Annotated in this window: 9 protein-coding genes; 4 read left to right on the forward strand and 5 right to left on the reverse strand. The window is 59.4% G+C overall.

Annotated elements, in window-relative coordinates; genetic code table 11:
• Positions 1–437: 437 nt before the first annotated feature.
• Positions 438–1,739, forward strand: coding sequence for an MFS transporter (gene tcuC, locus AC1MEW_RS27160; RefSeq protein WP_201256549.1), 1,302 nt, complete (start codon positions 438–440; stop codon positions 1,737–1,739).
• 109 nt (positions 1,740–1,848) lie between these two features.
• Here the strand turns inward: tcuC and AC1MEW_RS27165 are convergent, their stop codons facing one another.
• From AC1MEW_RS27165 to AC1MEW_RS27185, 5 genes are all read right to left on the reverse strand, one after another.
• A complete protein-coding gene (locus tag AC1MEW_RS27165) occupies positions 1,849–3,288 on the reverse strand; it encodes an efflux transporter outer membrane subunit (protein ID WP_201256548.1) in 1,440 nt (479 codons plus the stop codon).
• A gap of 9 nt (positions 3,289–3,297) precedes the next feature.
• Positions 3,298–5,451 (reverse strand): glycosyltransferase family 2 protein, encoded by a 2,154-nt coding sequence (locus AC1MEW_RS27170; protein ID WP_201256547.1) that lies wholly within the window; start codon positions 5,449–5,451, stop codon positions 3,298–3,300.
• A gap of 1 nt (position 5,452) precedes the next feature.
• Positions 5,453–6,697, reverse strand: a complete 1,245-nt coding sequence (locus AC1MEW_RS27175) for a hypothetical protein (protein WP_480424287.1) — start codon at positions 6,695–6,697, stop codon at positions 5,453–5,455.
• Positions 6,694–7,899 carry an HlyD family secretion protein gene (locus AC1MEW_RS27180; protein WP_201256545.1) on the reverse strand — a complete coding sequence of 402 codons (1,206 nt, stop codon included), beginning with the start codon at positions 7,897–7,899 and terminating at the stop codon, positions 6,694–6,696. Before AC1MEW_RS27180 ends, AC1MEW_RS27175 begins: the two co-directional genes overlap by 4 nt.
• 626 nt (positions 7,900–8,525) lie before the next feature.
• Positions 8,526–9,989 carry a glyceraldehyde-3-phosphate dehydrogenase gene (locus AC1MEW_RS27185; protein WP_131059940.1) on the reverse strand — a complete coding sequence of 488 codons (1,464 nt, stop codon included), beginning with the start codon at positions 9,987–9,989 and terminating at the stop codon, positions 8,526–8,528.
• A gap of 364 nt (positions 9,990–10,353) precedes the next feature.
• Between AC1MEW_RS27185 and mfd the strand changes: the two genes are divergently transcribed.
• Genes mfd through AC1MEW_RS27200 form a run of 3 tightly spaced genes read left to right on the forward strand, consistent with a single transcriptional unit; the run spans position 10,354 to position 17,085 of the window.
• Entirely contained in the window at positions 10,354–13,803 is a 3,450-nt protein-coding gene (gene mfd / locus AC1MEW_RS27190; RefSeq protein WP_201256544.1) for a transcription-repair coupling factor, read from the forward strand.
• A gap of 10 nt (positions 13,804–13,813) precedes the next feature.
• The gene (locus AC1MEW_RS27195) at positions 13,814–14,380 is read left to right on the forward strand and encodes a CsiV family protein (protein WP_480424290.1); all 567 of its coding nucleotides are present in this window, start codon (positions 13,814–13,816) and stop codon (positions 14,378–14,380) included.
• 11 nt (positions 14,381–14,391) lie between these two features.
• Positions 14,392–17,085 carry a DEAD/DEAH box helicase gene (locus AC1MEW_RS27200; RefSeq protein WP_480424291.1) on the forward strand — a complete coding sequence of 898 codons (2,694 nt, stop codon included), beginning with the start codon at positions 14,392–14,394 and terminating at the stop codon, positions 17,083–17,085.
• The last annotated feature ends 102 nt before the right edge of the window (positions 17,086–17,187 follow it).

Raw genomic sequence — 17,187 nt, forward strand, 5'->3', positions numbered from 1 at the left:
CGTTGCCGCAGCCGGATAAGGCGCTGATCAACACAACGAAACTGACTAACCGCCAATTCGACAAATCCTGCCTCCCCAAGAGAATTCCCTGACACAACGCCATTGCGGGCCATTATGCGACACAACTGTGGGAGCGGGCTTGCTCGCGAAAGCGGTGTGTCAGTCACATTGATAGCGACTGACACTCCCTCTTCGCGAGCAAGCCCGCTCCCACATTTGATCTGCGTTGCACCAACGCTTAATTCACTCAGATCCAAGATGTGGCGTGGCTAATGGCTATATCGTTTAAGCAGCAGGCTAACTAATTGTTGCCTACGCCAACTCATACACATATCGTTACAAAACTGTTCGGTGCGTGCCTGCGTGCTTGAGGCCGACAGCGAGGAAGCGTCATGACCAGGGATTTCCAATAAGACAGCCAAAGTGAGTGCGTTCAAATGTCCTCGAATACGGGCAAAGGCAAGGCGATCTTTCGCGTTGTCAGCGGTAACTTTCTCGAGATGTTCGACTTCATGGTCTACGGCTTTTATGCCACGGCCATTGCCAAGACCTTCTTCCCGGCCGACAGCGCCTTCGCATCCCTGATGCTGTCCCTGGCGACCTTCGGCGCCGGGTTCCTGATGCGTCCGCTGGGTGCGATTTTTCTCGGCGCCTATATTGACCGTCATGGTCGTCGCAAAGGGCTGATCATTACCCTCGCGTTGATGGCTGCCGGTACGGTGCTGATTGCCTGCGTGCCGGGTTACGCCACCTTGGGTGTCGCCGCGCCGCTGATCGTGCTGTTCGGTCGTCTGTTGCAAGGCTTCTCGGCGGGCGTGGAACTGGGCGGTGTGTCGGTCTACCTGGCCGAGATTGCTACTCCAGGCCGCAAGGGCTTTTTCGTCAGTTGGCAGTCCGCCAGCCAACAAGCCGCCGTGGTTTTCGCCGGTTTGCTGGGTGTGGGCCTGAACCACTGGCTCAGCCCGGAACAAATGGGTGATTGGGGCTGGCGCGTGCCGTTCCTGATCGGCTGCATGATCGTACCGGTGATCTTCGTGATCCGTCGCTCGCTGGAAGAAACCCCTGAATTCCAGGCGCGTAAACACCGCCCTACCCTCCAGGAAATCGTCCGTTCGATCGGTCAGAACTTCGGTATCGTTTTCGCCGGCATGGCGCTGGTGGTCATGACCACCGTATCGTTCTACCTGATCACCGCCTACACCCCGACCTTCGGTAAAGCCGAACTGCACCTGTCAGATTTTGATGCGCTGCTGGTCACCGTGTGCATCGGCGTGTCGAACTTCTTCTGGCTACCAGTGATGGGTGCGCTTTCCGACAGGATCGGACGTAAACCCCTACTGTTGGCGGCGACGATTCTGGCGATCCTCACGGCCTACCCTGCCCTGTCGTGGCTGGTGGCCAACCCGAGCTTCAGCCATTTGCTGATCGTCGAGTTGTGGCTGTCGTTCCTGTATGGCTCGTACAACGGCGCCATGGTGGTCGCCCTTACCGAGATCATGCCGGTAGAAGTTCGTACAACCGGTTTCTCCCTGGCCTACAGCCTGGCGACCGCAACCTTTGGCGGCTTCACGCCGGCGGCGTGCACCTACCTGATCCACATACTGGACAACAAGGCTGCGCCGGGTATCTGGCTCAGCGGTGCAGCAGTGATGGGGTTGATCGCGACGCTGGTGCTGTTCCGTGGCAACCGGCATGAACTGCGGACTGCGCAGGCCGCAGTGGTCGGCGGCACCCGGTAAATCGCATTCGCGAGCAGGCTCGCTCCCACAGGATTGCATCAAACCTGTAGGAGCGAGCGGTGCGACGATTCGGCTTGCCCGCGAAGAGGCCCGAAAAATCACCCTCAATTCATCGATTCGCCACTTTCAACGACTGACTCCATCCCCCGCCCAACGCCTTGTACAACGTCACCTGATTGATCTCCCGCGCCAGCTCCAGCTGCGCCCATTTCTGCTGCGCATCGAACAGCGAACGCTGGGCGTCCATGGTGGAAAAATAACTGTCCAGCCCCGCCTCGAACCGTAAGCGCGATTGCCGATAGGCCTCTTGATAATCCCCTACCAGTTTTTTCTGGAACTCCACCTGCGTGAGCATTTCCTGCCGAGCGTTCAAGGCATCTGCGGCTTCGCGAAAGGCATTCTGCACCGTGGCCTCATAAGCCGCCGCCCGGCCATCGAACCGCGCATGACTGGCATCCACCTGTGCCCGACGCGCACCGCCATCGATCAACGGCATCGATCCCGCCAACGCCAACGACCAGAACTCCGCCGGGCCACTGAGCAATCGGGAAAAATCCCCCGTCAGACTCCCCAGCGCCGAGGTCAGGGAAAACGTCGGAAAATACGCACTGCGCGCCGCGCCAATGTCCGCGTTGGCGGCGCGCAACAGCGCTTCGGCTGACATGATGTCGGGCCGTCGCTCGACCAATGACGAAGGCAAACCTGCCGGCACATCCAGCGTCGCCAATTGCTCACCCAGCACGCCAGTCGGCAGTAATCCCACCGGCACCGGCTGCCCCACCAACACTCGCAATGCGTTCATGTTTTGCGCCACTTGCATGCGGTAGGTGTTGACCTGCACGGCGGCGGTGTTGGTTTGCGCATCCGCCTGGTGAACGTCGATCCGCGCACTGGAACCGAGGTTGAAACTCTTGCGCAACAACTGCCCGTAACGGTCCTGGGATTGGTAGGTGTTCTGCGCGAGGTCGAGCAAATTCTGATTGGCCTTGAGGCTCAGCCAAGTGCTCGCCACTTCGCCGATCAGCGCCAACCGCGCCGTTTGATAATCCGCTTCCGATGCCTCGAAACGCGCCCCAGCGGCATTGCGCTGACTGCGAATGCGCCCGAAAAAATCCAACTCGTAGGACGTAAATCCGCCAGTCGCCTGAAAAGTATTGGCGATGCTGCCGGCACTGTCGCCACCGCCCGGCGTACGCACCAACGGCGGCAACTTGCTGCGCCCGGCGTAGGTGTTGAGGCCGATGGTAGGAAAAAGCCCGGATTCAGCACTGTCATACCCGGCCCGCGATTCTTCAACGCCAGCCGCAAACTGACGCAGGCTGCGGTTGTTGACCAGGGCCATTTCGATCAACTGGCGCAGTCGGTCATCCACCACAAAACCACGCCAATCCTTGTCGAACGCCTGCTTGCCGACACAGCACTGGCCGGCGGTGTTGGCCGGCCATTGCTGATCGATCGGCGCATCGGGTTTCTCGTAAGTGGGCTCCAGCGAGCATCCGCCGAGCAACACCAAAGACATGAAGCATGAAGTGGGTAAGCAACGGTTCATGGCGCGCACCTACAAGCGTTGGCCGAGCAAGGCTCGCAACGGAGAAAGAAGCAAAGTCCACACACCGGACGATCTGGACACACTGATCGGGGGCAATGGCTGCTTGTGCGAACGGACGATGACCGGCCGCCAACGCGGTGACGATGCGTAGGACGGCGCCTTGACCGGCGCAGGCAAACGCGGCGCGTTGTTCTTTTCGCCCAACAACGCGCGCTGCAGCAAGGTGCCAAACGCCAGTGCCGGCTCAGCCTTGCTGACCACATTGATCGTCGCATCGCTGAACAGCCGCGCAATCAACCGCCGACGCAAGCCTTCGTCGAGATCGACAAACCTCAAGCCCAATTGATCAGCGCCGTGATTGCGCATGACTTCGACGTCCAGCCAGCCCAGTCGGTTGATCCACACCTGACCGCACAACCCGGGCTTGATCGAGGACGCAAAAGCACAGGTCATCGATGCACCGCTGAGGGAAATGTCCTTCAAACGCCCCGCCAATGTCTTACCGCCAAAGCGGAAACCAGTTGGCTTATCGAACGGAAAACGCTCTTCGCCGTGCAGTCGCGGCCGGTCGACGCACGCCACCAACGTTGCGAGGTTGTAGACCAGCGCGACAACCGTCCAGCAGAGGTTGAACATCATGTTGCCGTCAAACGCGGCGGCGGTGCTGATGGCGATGTAGGCACCGAATTGCGATAACAGTGTCAGCGCTAAAAAGAACCCAAACAGCTTCCAGTGCACCATCGTCTTCGAACGGTCGAGGCCCTTGGCGGTGACTTTGAACGGTCGCCCGAACGGTCGAATCATGGCGCTGGCAATGGTCGCCGTGACCGCCAGCGAAGCGACGATCTGCGTGACCTCGGTGAAGATCGGCAGGGTCCGCCGGTCGGTGACCCAAGTGCCGTAGCCCCAGAACGCGATGAGTGCCGGCATGCCGTAGGCGAGGAAATCCACCGGGTTAGCGTAGAACCCGGCGATGCCGAAGTACCAGTACAGCACCGGCGACACCAGCATCATCAAAATGAACGGTTTGGAAAACCAGTGCATCAAGCCGTGGATGTAGTGCAAACGGTCGTTGAGCGTGTAGCCGCTGCCGCGCAACGGTCCGTCCTTGAGCAGCGCGACCTGGATCGTGCCCAGGCACCAGCGACCACGCTGGTTGATGTACTCGGTCAGGCCCTCGGCAGACAAACCGATGGACAAGCGTTCGTTCAGCCAACGGGTGACGTAGCCTTTTTGTAGCAATCGGTAGGTGGTGTAGATGTCCTCGCACACCGAGCCTGTAGGAAAGCCGCCAATCTCGGTGATCAAATCCCGCCGCACCACGAAGGAAGTGCCAACACAAAACGCCGCATCCCACCCGTCCTTGGCCGGTTGGAATACATCGAAAAACACCCGTTGCTCATCCACCCAGCACGCTGACGTGCCAAGGTTGTGCTGGATCGGATCGGGGTTGTAGTAGAACTGTGGCGTTTGCACCAAACCGACTTTCGGATCGTCGAACAGACCGAGGGTGCGCATCAGGATCGGCTGCTGCGGCGCAAAATCGGCGTCAAGCACCAGAATGTACGGCGCGTTGCTACCGGCCGCCGACTGGCGCAATCCGTTATTCAGGTTGCCGGCCTTGGCGTGGGCATTGTCCGGGCGCCTGGCGTATTGCACGCCGACCTCGGCGCAGTAGTCACGTAACCAGTCGCGTCGGGTATCGTCGAGTACCCAAATGGTGAAGTTCGGGTAGTCGATGGCCTGAGCGGCGATGATGGTTTTTTCGAGGATCTCCAAGCCTTCGTTGTAGGTGGCGATAAACACGTCCACTGCCGGCACGTTGTGGCCTTGGGCGCGTAGTTGTCGTTCGCCGGCATCGGCCTGCGGACTGTGATCAGAACGACAGAGCATGACGATGATGGAAAACAGCGTGTAGCCGATCGCCAACATTTCGAAGAACAGGAAGGTGTAAGACCAGACCGTGGCGAACCCGGAGTGACCATCGGGCAAGGTGTCGCGGATCCGCCAGGCCGCGTAATTGACCAGCAACAACGCAGTGACGGCGCCGAATCCTGCGCGGGCGGCCCATTGGTCCCGGTGAGTCAGGCAGGTGAACAGCACCACCACCGCCAGCGTCCAGAAATTGATTTGCAGCAGTTGCAACGAGTCCAGTGCCTGCATGTCAGTCAGCCTCTAGCGAACCGGTAAAGGGATTGACGCCGGTGGCAGCAATCGCCGCCCACGCCGTGGCGCCCAAGTGAGGCAGGTGGTAATAAAAGAAGTCGTTGGTGACGGAGTCCGGGCCTATGGCCAGCCCGGTACTGATGCGTGGTGCCGGTGTAGCGAACAGCCAACCGTTGCCAGCCTCTTGGGCGAGCAGCACGTTCCACAGCGGTTGCGCCTTGTCACTCAAGCCGCTCAATTGCGCGACGGCGGCAGCCTGAGCGGTGCCTTCGGTCCATAAGCCGTCAGGGTCGCGGTTGAAACCGTAGCCATCGCCCGCCCGGTGGGCATGATCAATAAACGCGAAGACCCGACGCCAATCCCTGGGGGGATCGTGCAAGGCAATCAATGGCCAGATCTGTGCGTCCAGCCCTGAGCGCACACGGTCAGACGTCTGCCCGTCCGCACCGGTGCCAATCAGAAACCGCCCTTCCCCGGCATCCCACTGGCTCGCCACAAATTGCCGGGCGATCTGCGCCTGCTGCGCCGAATCCGGATCCGGCGCTACTGCGTTGAGCGCGGTCCAGGCTGCTGCGAGATCAACGTTGTGCTCCGTGGATTTCCAGTTCTGCTGGGTTTGTTTGGCGAAGTAGCCGTAGTAGCCACCGCTGAAGCCCGCCGGGGATTGCCCGTCGTAGGTATTTTTCTGTGACCAGTGCAGGACTTTTCGTGCAGCCTCAAGGTAAGACGCCTCGCCGCTTTGGCGATAAGCTTCCAACAACGCCAGCGCGGCCCAGGCCTGATTACCGGTGGCGCTGCTGACTTGATAGGCGTCCTGATTCCAGGCGTTGCGCTCGGTGCTCCAGTAACCCGGCAATTTCATCGACCCAGAGCCGACCGGACCGGCGGCGTAGGCGTTGCGCAAGCGCCCGTCCTGATACTCGGGATCGTGCTGGGTGGCGAAGGCCAGGGCATCAGCGATCCGGCGCGCGGATTCGGTTTTGCCACAGGCAAACAACGCGATACTCGCCAAGGCGTTGTCGTAGGTGAACGCCACGCCGCGCAGGGCCAGAATCGGTGCAGGCTGGCCGTTCAACGGCGGATAACTGGCCACCAGCACCGGGCCGGCTGCCTCCGACGCCACAGCCCGATCCAGCGCTGCGCACGTCATCGCCACCAATTGCGGCCGTGCTTGTGCCGCCAGTGCCGACGCGCCGCTGCCGATCAGGATCACGCCGACGATTCCTTGCAAGATCCTGTTCATGGCCGCGAGACCTCGGCGCTGGCCCATAATCCCGGGTTGCAGGTCATGGCGCGCTGAGCGTCGGTAAGGTCGGCGGCAAAGGTGCCGACGACGTACACCGAGTTCTGTTCGGCATACGGGAACGGCACGCTGTAGCTGTTGGCGCGAATGTCCGAAGCGCTGGACAACAACTGCACCACGTTGGCCTTGAGCGGTTCATTGAGGCCACGGATTTTCACCGTCAGCACGCTGTCGCGATCAATCTTGCTGGCCATGCGTTCGGGGAACACCGCAATCACGTAGCTCTGTCCGCAATCGGTGGCGCGCAGCAGCGTTGATCCGGCCTGCACCAGCGTGCCTTGGGGTGCCAATAACTCCTGAACGGTGCCCGGTGAGTAGGCCACCACATCGTAACCAGCCATCAACTTGACCCGGTTCTGCTCGGTTTCGATCAGTTGATTGAGGTTGTCGAGCTCACGTTGATAGGTCGCTCGGTTGCGCGCCTGATTGTCCAGGCTGAGTTTGAGGGTGGTCATTTGCGCGCTGAGATCGAACATGCGCAGTTGATCGGGATCGAGGTAGACCTGTTTGTTGGCGGCGCTGACATCGCCGTCATTGATCCGCAACTGCGAGCGCACCGACTCAGCGGCGCCCTGCAACGAAGCCAACTGCGCTTTCGATGATGCAACCACCGCACCACTCACCGCCCCTTGTGTGAACAGATCCAGATTGCGTTCGACGGTTTCCTGAGCATCCATCAACCGCGCATTGGCTGCGCTGTTTTCGGCTTTCAGGGCTTTTTGGGTGAACAGTTGGCGGGTGTGGAAGGCTGTTTGGTATTGCTGGCTAGTCCTCTCCAAGGCCTCGTAATACTGCTGATCGTGATCGGCCTGACTGGCTGAAGACGACAGTTCCTGCTCCAGGGTCAATCGCCGGGTTTGCAGGGTCAGCAAGGTCTCTTGATTGGCCCGGGGGTTTTCCACCACGGCGATTTTCTGGCCCTGGACGAAGGTTGTGCCTGGTTTGACATCCAGGGAGCTGACGACGCCATCAATCGGTGTGGTCAGCAATATCACCGGCGCATTCAAAATCGCTCGCGTGGCAGAGGCTGATAGCAGTGGCATAAGTAACGTCGACAATAACAGCCAGACGACAAATCCCAAGACACCCAAACCCACCAGGCGCGGTAACAGAGACAATAGCTTGGAGCGTTCTTCAGCCATGTTCGACTCTCCCGATAGACCCATGAACACATAAGGCCATAGCCCGTACTGCGTAACAGTCAGGCAATAGCAAGCCGTGACCGCGAATCACAATTGGCAGGGTGAGCAAGAACAAGTAAGTACATTGCACGGCAACTAAGCCGAGACTGTTTTCTCTGGTTTTATCGTGATGTGAGCAGGAATGAGATTCCTGTCTTTTTGGAGAGTTACATAGGGCGCAACGCTGACAGCTGGCATAAGGCCCGAGGCAGAGCGGGCGCTGTCATTGGCGACACTATGTTCAGGACTTTTGGCTGTCAAGCTTTTGGGTGATACAAATAAATGACGCCAATATTGTGCCGATTACTGTATTGGATCCATACCCAACAACTAGCAACAACTAGTCGGCAACTGTTTATTTTTAGAAGAGTTTTTATTTTTGTAACAGCACGGAACTATATGTCGTTTTTTGTATAGTTCTGAGTCAATAAGCGCAGAGATTAAAATGATATAAGTCGAGACACCTTGTAGCGTCCTCTCGCGAAGAGGCCCTCCCAGACAACACACTAACAACAGACATCCCCCCACAAACCTCACACAAAAAAAAGCCCCGACCAAAGTCGGGGCTCTTTATGTGCAGCTAACGCTTAGCGCGGGAACGCTGGCGGGTTTACACCGGCCATGTCTTCCATCACGCGAACCACCTGGCAGCTATAACCGAATTCGTTGTCGTACCAAACGTACAGAACAACGCGGTTGTCTTGGGTGATGGTTGCTTCAGCGTCCACAACGCCAGCGTGGCGCGAGCCAACGAAGTCGGTGGAAACCACTTCCTGCGAATTGACGTAGTCGATTTGCTTATGCAGATCGGAGTGCAACGCCATGTAGCGCAGGTACTCGTTCATCTCTTCGCGGGTAGCGGCTTTCTCAAGGTTCAGGTTGAGAATGGCCATCGACACGTTAGGCGTCGGAACGCGGATCGCGTTACCGGTCAGCTTGCCGGCCAGCTCAGGCAGAGCCTTGGCAGCAGCGGTGGCAGCACCGGTCTCGGTGATTACCATGTTCAGCGCGGCGCTACGGCCACGGCGATCGCCCTTGTGGAAGTTGTCGATCAGGTTCTGGTCGTTGGTGTACGAGTGAACCGTTTCAACGTGACCGTTGATGATGCCGAACTTGTCGTTGACAGCCTTCAGCACCGGCACGATGGCGTTGGTGGTGCAGGACGCCGCGGATACGATCTTGTCGTCAGCGGTGATTTCGCCGTGGTTGATGCCGTGAACGATGTTCTTCAGCTTGCCTTTACCAGGCGCGGTCAACACAACGCGGTCGATACCCGGGCAAGCCAAATGCTGGCCCAGGCCCTCGGCGTCACGCCATACGCCGGTGTTGTCCACCAGCAGCGCGTCTTTGATGCCGTACTGGGTGTAATCCACTTCAGTCGGGTTTTTCGCGTAGATAACCTGGATCAGGTTGCCATTGGCGGTGATGGTGTTGTTGGCTTCATCAATGGTGATGGTGCCATCGAACGGACCATGAACCGAGTCGCGACGCAGCAGGCTGGCACGTTTGACCAGGTCGTTTTCGGCGCCCTTGCGCACGACGATGGCGCGCAGACGCAGGCCGTCGCCACCACCGGTTTTCTCGATCAGGATGCGCGCCAGCAGACGGCCGATACGACCGAAGCCGTAGAGGACAACGTCGGTGCCTTTGCGAGCGGCAACGTTCTGCTGGCCAACCACGTCAGCCAGTTCTTCACGGACGAACTGCTCAGCAGTACGGCCATTGCCTTCAGCCTTGAATTTGACTGCCAGCTTGCCCAGGTCGACCGATGCGGCGCCGAGTTTGAGCTCGCTCATGGCTTTGAGCAGCGGGAATGTTTCGTGGACGGACAGTTCGCTGTCGTCGGACTGGCGATGGCGAGCAAAGCGGTGAGCTTTGAGAATCGCAATGACTGAACGATTGATCAGGCTGCGGCCATAGATCGAGCTCACCACGTTGTTATTGCGGTAGAGCTGACCGATAAGCGGAATCATCGCTTCTGCGAGTGCTTCACGGTCGATCCATTCACCAAGACACTGGTCGGGCTTCTGAGTCACGGGAACCTTCCACATATGTAGGGGCAGAAAAAAGGGGCTACATTATGCCGCCGAGTGCCTCCCGTAGCAATGCGCGCCTGTCGTGCGAGCCATAACAAAATTCCATTCAAAAAAATTACGCCGCGCTGAAGCCCAATAAAACCGGGGCCTCCAGCATCGTCAATTTTTTGGGGACAGCGCTGCCTTGTCCGTAACCATCCGAAACACCAACTCGTTTTGCCACTACATAATCGGCAATTTTCACTAAAAAACCGCTCGATTTTGTCTTTACCACTACATTTCGCTCAAGCCGAGTAATAGACACATCTGCAACTGACAGCCAGCACCAGAGGCCGCTACAATTACCGACTTTGTCGCAACGCTTGGAGCTCAACCTTCCGTGCCCGTTCTGCGTCTACCGCTTCTCCCTGCCGCGGCAGGTAAACAGCACTGGGGCAACCTGCCCGGTGCCGCCCTGAGCCTGGCCATTGCCGAGGCCGCCAGCGCTGCCAAGCGCTTTACCCTGCTACTGACCGCCGACAGCCAGAGTGCCGAACGGCTGGAACAGGAGCTGAGTTTCTTCGCCCCGGATTTACCGGTGCTGCATTTTCCCGACTGGGAAACCCTGCCCTACGACCTGTTTTCGCCGCACCAGGACATCATCTCCCAGCGCATCGCTGCCTTATATAGGTTGCCGGAGCTGACCCATGGCGTGCTGGTCGTGCCGATCACCACCGCCCTGCATCGCCTGGCGCCGACCAAGTTCCTGCTCGGCAGCAGCCTGGTGCTGGACGTCGGCCAGAAGCTCGACGTCGAACAAATGCGCACCCGGCTTGAGGCCAGCGGCTATCGCTATGTCGACACGGTGTACGAACACGGCGAATTCACTGTCCGCGGTTCGCTGATCGATCTGTTCCCGATGGGCAGCAAACTGCCGTTCCGGATCGATCTGTTCGACGACGAAATCGAGACCCTGCGCACCTTCGATCCGGACAACCAGCGTTCAATCGACAAGGTCGACACCGTACGCCTGCTGCCAGCACGTGAGTTTCCGTTGCAGAAGGACGCGGTCACCCGCTTCAAGGCACGGTTCCGCGAGCGGTTCGACGTCGACTTCCGCCGCTGCCCGATCTTCCAGGATTTGAGCAGCGGAATTACCCCGGCCGGTATCGAGTACTACCTGCCGCTGTTCTTCGATGAAACCTCGACGCTGTTCGATTACCTGCCGCAAGACACCCAGGTGTTTTCCCTGCCGGGCATCGAACAAGCGGCGGAGAACTTCTGGAACGACGTGCGCAATCGCTATGAAGAGCGCCGCGTCGATCCTTCCCGTCCTTTATTGCCACCGGCCGAGTTGTTCCTGCCGGTGGAGGACTGCTTCGCGCGCCTGAAGAACTGGCCGCGCGTGGTGGCCAGTCAACAGGATGTGGAAACCGGCGTCGGCCGCGAACGTTTCCCGGCGCAGTTGTTGCCGAACCTGGCCATCGAAGCCAAAGCCACCCAGCCATTGGCCGCACTGGCGGGTTTCCTCGACGAATTCCCCGGCCGCGTGCTGTTTACCGCTGAGTCCGCGGGCCGTCGTGAAGTGCTGCTGGAATTGCTCGAACGCCTGAAGCTGCGACCGAAAACCGTCGACAGCTGGCCGGACTTTGTCGCGAGCAAGGATCGCCTGGCGATCACCATTGCGCCGCTGGACGAAGGCCTGATGCTGGATGACCCGGCGCTGGCGTTGATCGCCGAAAGCCCGCTGTTCGGTCAACGGGTGATGCAGCGTCGTCGCCGGGAAAAGCGTGCCGACGGCAACAACGATGCAGTGATCAAGAACCTCACCGAGCTGCGCGAAGGCGCGCCGGTGGTGCACATAGACCACGGTGTCGGCCGTTATCTGGGTCTGGCGACTCTGGAAATCGACGACCAAGTTGCCGAATTCCTGACTCTGCAATACGCCGAAGGCGCCAAGTTGTACGTGCCGGTTGCCAACCTGCACCTGATCGCCCGATACACCGGCAGCGACGATGCGCTGGCCCCGTTGCACCGCCTCGGCTCCGAGACCTGGCAGAAGGCCAAGCGCAAAGCTGCCGAACAGGTGCGTGACGTGGCCGCCGAGTTGCTCGACATCTATGCCCGCCGCGCCGCCCGTGAAGGTCATGCCTTCGCTGACCCGAAAGCCGATTACGCGACCTTCAGCGCCGGTTTCCCGTTCGAAGAAACCCCGGATCAGCAAACCACCATCGACGCCGTACGCGCCGACATGCTCGCGCCCAAACCGATGGACCGACTGGTCTGCGGCGACGTCGGTTTCGGCAAGACCGAAGTGGCGATGCGTGCTGCGTTCATCGCCGTGCACGGCGGTCGCCAGGTGGCGATTCTGGTGCCGACCACCCTGCTCGCCCAGCAACACTACAACAGCTTCCGCGACCGCTTCGCCGACTGGCCGGTGAGCGTGGAAGTGATGAGCCGTTTCAAGTCGACCAAGGAAGTGAATGCCGCCATCGCTGATCTGGCCGAAGGCAAGATCGACATTGTTATCGGCACCCACAAACTGCTGTCCGACGATGTGAAGATCAAAAACCTCGGGCTGGTGATCATCGACGAAGAGCACCGCTTCGGTGTCCGTCAGAAAGAACAGCTCAAGGCCCTGCGCAGTGAAGTCGACATCCTCACGCTGACTGCCACGCCGATTCCGCGCACGCTGAACATGGCGGTGTCGGGCATGCGCGACCTGTCGATCATCGCTACGCCGCCGGCCCGTCGCCTGTCGGTGCGGACCTTCGTCATGGAGCAGAACAAAAGCACGGTCAAGGAAGCCCTGCTCCGTGAACTGCTGCGTGGCGGCCAGGTTTACTACCTGCACAACGACGTGAAGACCATCGAGAAATGCGCCGCCGACCTCGCCGAACTGGTGCCGGAAGCTCGGATCGGCATCGGCCACGGGCAGATGCGCGAACGCGAACTCGAACAGGTGATGAGCGACTTCTACCACAAGCGCTTCAACGTGCTGATCGCCTCGACCATCATCGAGACCGGCATCGACGTGCCAAGCGCCAACACCATCATCATCGAGCGTGCCGACAAGTTTGGCCTGGCGCAGTTGCACCAGTTGCGCGGCCGGGTCGGTCGCAGTCATCACCAGGCTTACGCGTACCTGCTGACGCCGCCGCGCCAGCAAATCACCCCGGATGCGGAAAAGCGTCTGGAAGCGATCGCCAACACCCAGGACCTCGGCGCGGGCTTCGTGCTCGCGACCAACGACCTGGAAATCCGTGGCGCCGGCGAACTGCTGGGCGACGGCCAGAGCGGGCAGATCCAGGCCGTCGGCTTCACGCTGTACATGGAAATGCTCGAGCGCGCGGTGAAGTCGATCCGCAAGGGCGAACAACCGAACCTCGATCAGCCGCTGGGCGGTGGTCCGGAAGTCAATTTGCGGGTACCTGCGTTGATTCCCGAGGACTACTTGCCGGACGTTCATGCGCGATTGATTCTCTACAAACGCATCGCCTCGGCCACGGACGAGGAAGGCCTCAAAGACCTGCAAGTGGAGATGATCGACCGTTTCGGCCTGCTGCCAGAGCCCACCAAGAACCTGGTGCGGATCACGCTGCTGAAATTGCAGGCCGAACAACTGGGCATCAAGAAAGTCGACGGTGGCCCGCAAGGCGGTCGAATCGAGTTCGCGGCGCAGACTCCGGTCGACCCGTTGACGCTGATCAAACTGATCCAGAGCCAACCCAAACGCTACAAATTCGAAGGCGCCACGATGTTCAAGTTCATGGTGCCCATGGAGCGTCCGGAAGAACGCTTTAATACTGTAGAGGCGCTGTTTGAGCGCCTCCTCCCGAAAACTGCTTGAAGGACGCCGCATGCGCCTGTTTCTCTCACTGACATTGTTGATGACGCTGGCTGCCCCCTCGGCGTTTGCCGATGATAAGTATCAGGTTGAAATGATCCTGGTCCGGCAAAACGCCGTGCCGGCGATTGTCAGTCGTGCCGCGCCGGAAGATTGGGCGGCCGGTGCACAACGCATCAACCCGGACAGCCTGCGCACGCCGAGCCTCAATGGCGAAGTGGAAAAACTCACCGCCAGCGCCGACTACACGGTGCTGCTACACAAGGCCTGGCAACAGGAACTGGGTGAAGAAGCCAGCAAAATCGCGATCAGCGACGGCAAGGAACAGTACGGCCAATTCCCGATCGAGGGCACGCTGGACCTGAAACTGGGGCGTTTCACCGACGTCGACGCCGACTTCTGGGTCAACCAGATCGACGCCAACGGCATGGTCACCGCCAGCGAACGCCTGAAACAGGAAAGCCACACCAAGAACGGCCAATTGAATTTTCTCGATAACGGCCACTTGGGCCTGTTGATCAAGATCACTTCGTTGACCGCACCTGCGCCTCGGCCAGCCCCCGAACAAATTCCGGACTGATTGAAGTCCCTATGCCCCCGACCCTGAGCAAACCCCTCGCACCTTCCTGGGTCAGCCGATTCAAGGAACAGAGCCTGGAGCGCGGCCGTCGCTACGCGATAGAGAACCGCGTCAGGATCGTCGAGGCCGGCGACGCGACGATCATCGCCGCTTGCGAAGGCTCTGGCGGTAACGTTTACCGTCAGACCATTCGCCTGCGCGAGTCGGCCAAAGGCACGTTGCTGATGATCGACGCGACCTGCACCTGCCCGGTCCACAGCAACTGCAAACATTGCGCAGCGGTGCTACTGAAAGTCCAGGAAACCCTGGCCTACCCCGCCGCCGCGCAAGACGCCGAACTGCTGGAAAAACTCCAGGCCGTACTGGAAAACCGCAGCCCGAAGGCGTTGCCGCAAGTGCTCGTGGATAACGTGCAACCGGTGCCGCGCCTGTGGCTGGCGAGTATCGAGTTCAGCGCCTTCGAACCGCGCAACGGCAAGATGCAGCGCTACATCCAGCATCGTGCGGCGCTGTCCTTCAGCTATCTGGATGAATACGTTTCCGGGCAGAAAAATGCCGACATCCTGATTCGCCAAGAGACACAGACTTTACGGATAAAACGTCACCCGGAAGTCGAACAGGCCTACAGGGAACAGCTACGAATCCTCGGTTTCAAGATCGCCACCCGCCAAAGCAAAGCCTTGCCGGAAAGCGCTGGCGAACTGTTCGAGATGGTCAACGACAGCGCCTGGCTGACTTTCACCCTCAACGAACTCCCGAAGCTGCGCACCCAAGGCTGGGAATTGCAGATCGACGAGGATTTCGGCTTCGACCTGACCGCCGTGGACGACTGGTACGCCACCGTCGAGCAGGTACCGGAACGCGACTGGTTTGATCTGGAACTGGGGATTATCGTGAATGGCGAGCGGCTGAGCCTGCTGCCGATCCTGTTAAACCTGATGCGCTCGCACACCGAAATTCTCAACCCGGAACGACTGGCCCGACGTCGCGACGACGAATTGATCCTGGTGAACATCCCGAATCGCCCGAACTCCGAGTACGGCCCACTGCAAGTCGCCCTGCCCTTCGGCCGCTTGAAACCGGTGCTGGCGACCCTTGGCGAGTTCTACCTGCAAGGGCCTGGCGAAACCACGCTGCGTCTGAGTAAGGCCGACGCTATCCGGCTGAACCCGCTGGAAGGCATGCCGCTATTGTGGGAAGGCGGCGAGCAGATTCGCACCTTTGCCCAGCGTCTGCGGGACATCAAGGACTTTACATCGACCGCGCCGGAAGGTTTGAACGCCACGTTGCGACCGTATCAGCTCGAAGGTCTGAGCTGGATGCAGTCGTTGCGACAACTGGAAGTCGGCGGGATTCTCGCGGACGACATGGGTTTGGGTAAAACCCTACAGACCCTGGCGCACATTCTCAGCGAGAAAATCGCCGGCCGCCTGGATCGGCCATGCATGGTGGTGATGCCCACCAGCCTGATCCCCAACTGGCTCGACGAAGCGGCGCACTTCACGCCACAACTCAAAGTGCTGGCACTGTACGGCGCCAGCCGCAAAAAGCACTTCGAGAGCCTGACCGATTACGACCTGATCCTGACCACCTACGCGCTGCTGCCCAAGGATGTCGAAACCCTCGCGGCAGTGCCATTGCACGTGCTGGTCCTGGATGAAGCGCAGTACATCAAGAACCCCAACAGCAAGGCCGCCCAGGCTGCCCGCGAACTGAATGCGCGCCAGCGCCTGTGCCTGAGTGGCACGCCACTGGAAAATCACTTGGGCGAGCTGTGGTCGCTGTTTCACTTCTTGCTGCCCGGTTGGCTTGGCGATGTGAAAAGCTTCAACCGCGATTACCGCGTGCCGATTGAAAAGCGCGGCAGTGAAGTACGACTTCAGCACCTCAACGGTCGGATCAAACCGTTTCTGCTGCGCAGGACCAAAGAACAGGTCGCGACAGAACTGCCACCGAAAACCGAGATTATCCATTGGGTCGAACTCAACGAAGCGCAGCGCGACGTGTACGAAACCATGCGCCTGGCCATGGACAAAAAAGTACGCGACGAGATCACCCGCAAAGGTGTGGCCCGCAGCCAGATCATCATTCTTGAGGCGCTGCTGAAGCTGCGGCAGGTGTGTTGCGATCTTCGCCTGGTCAACGATGCCGTCCTGCCCACTCGCGGCAGCACGTCTGGCAAGCTCGACAGCTTGATGGAGATGCTGGAAGAGCTGTTTGAGGAAGGTCGGCGGATTTTGCTGTTCTCGCAGTTCACGTCAATGCTGGCGTTGATCGAGGATGAACTGAAGAAGCGTGGCGTTGAATACGCAATATTGACCGGACAAACCCGCGACCGGCGCGCGCCGGTGAAGGACTTCCAGAGCGGCAAGCGTCAGATTTTTCTGATCAGCCTGAAGGCTGGCGGCGTGGGCTTGAACCTGACCGAAGCCGATACGGTGATTCACTACGACCCGTGGTGGAACCCGGCGACGGAAAACCAGGCGACTGACCGGGCTTATCGCATCGGCCAGGAAAAACCGGTGTTCGTCTATAAGTTGATTGCTCGGGGCACGGTGGAAGAGAAGATTCAACATCTGCAAAAGGAAAAGTCCGACCTGGCGGCTGGCGTACTGGATGGACGCTCAGCCGGGGACTGGAAGTTGCAGAGTGATGATATCGAGGCGTTGTTTGCGCCGTTGCCGGACAAACTGGAAAAGCGCTGAAATCAGAGGCGTTTGGCAGATAGCCTTCGCGAGCAAGCCTCGCTCCTACGGGTCTTAAGTCGTTCGCAGCATCGGCGATCAACTTAAACCTTGTAGGAGCGA

The sequence above is a fragment of the Pseudomonas sp. ASL4 genome, from assembly GCF_056680395.1.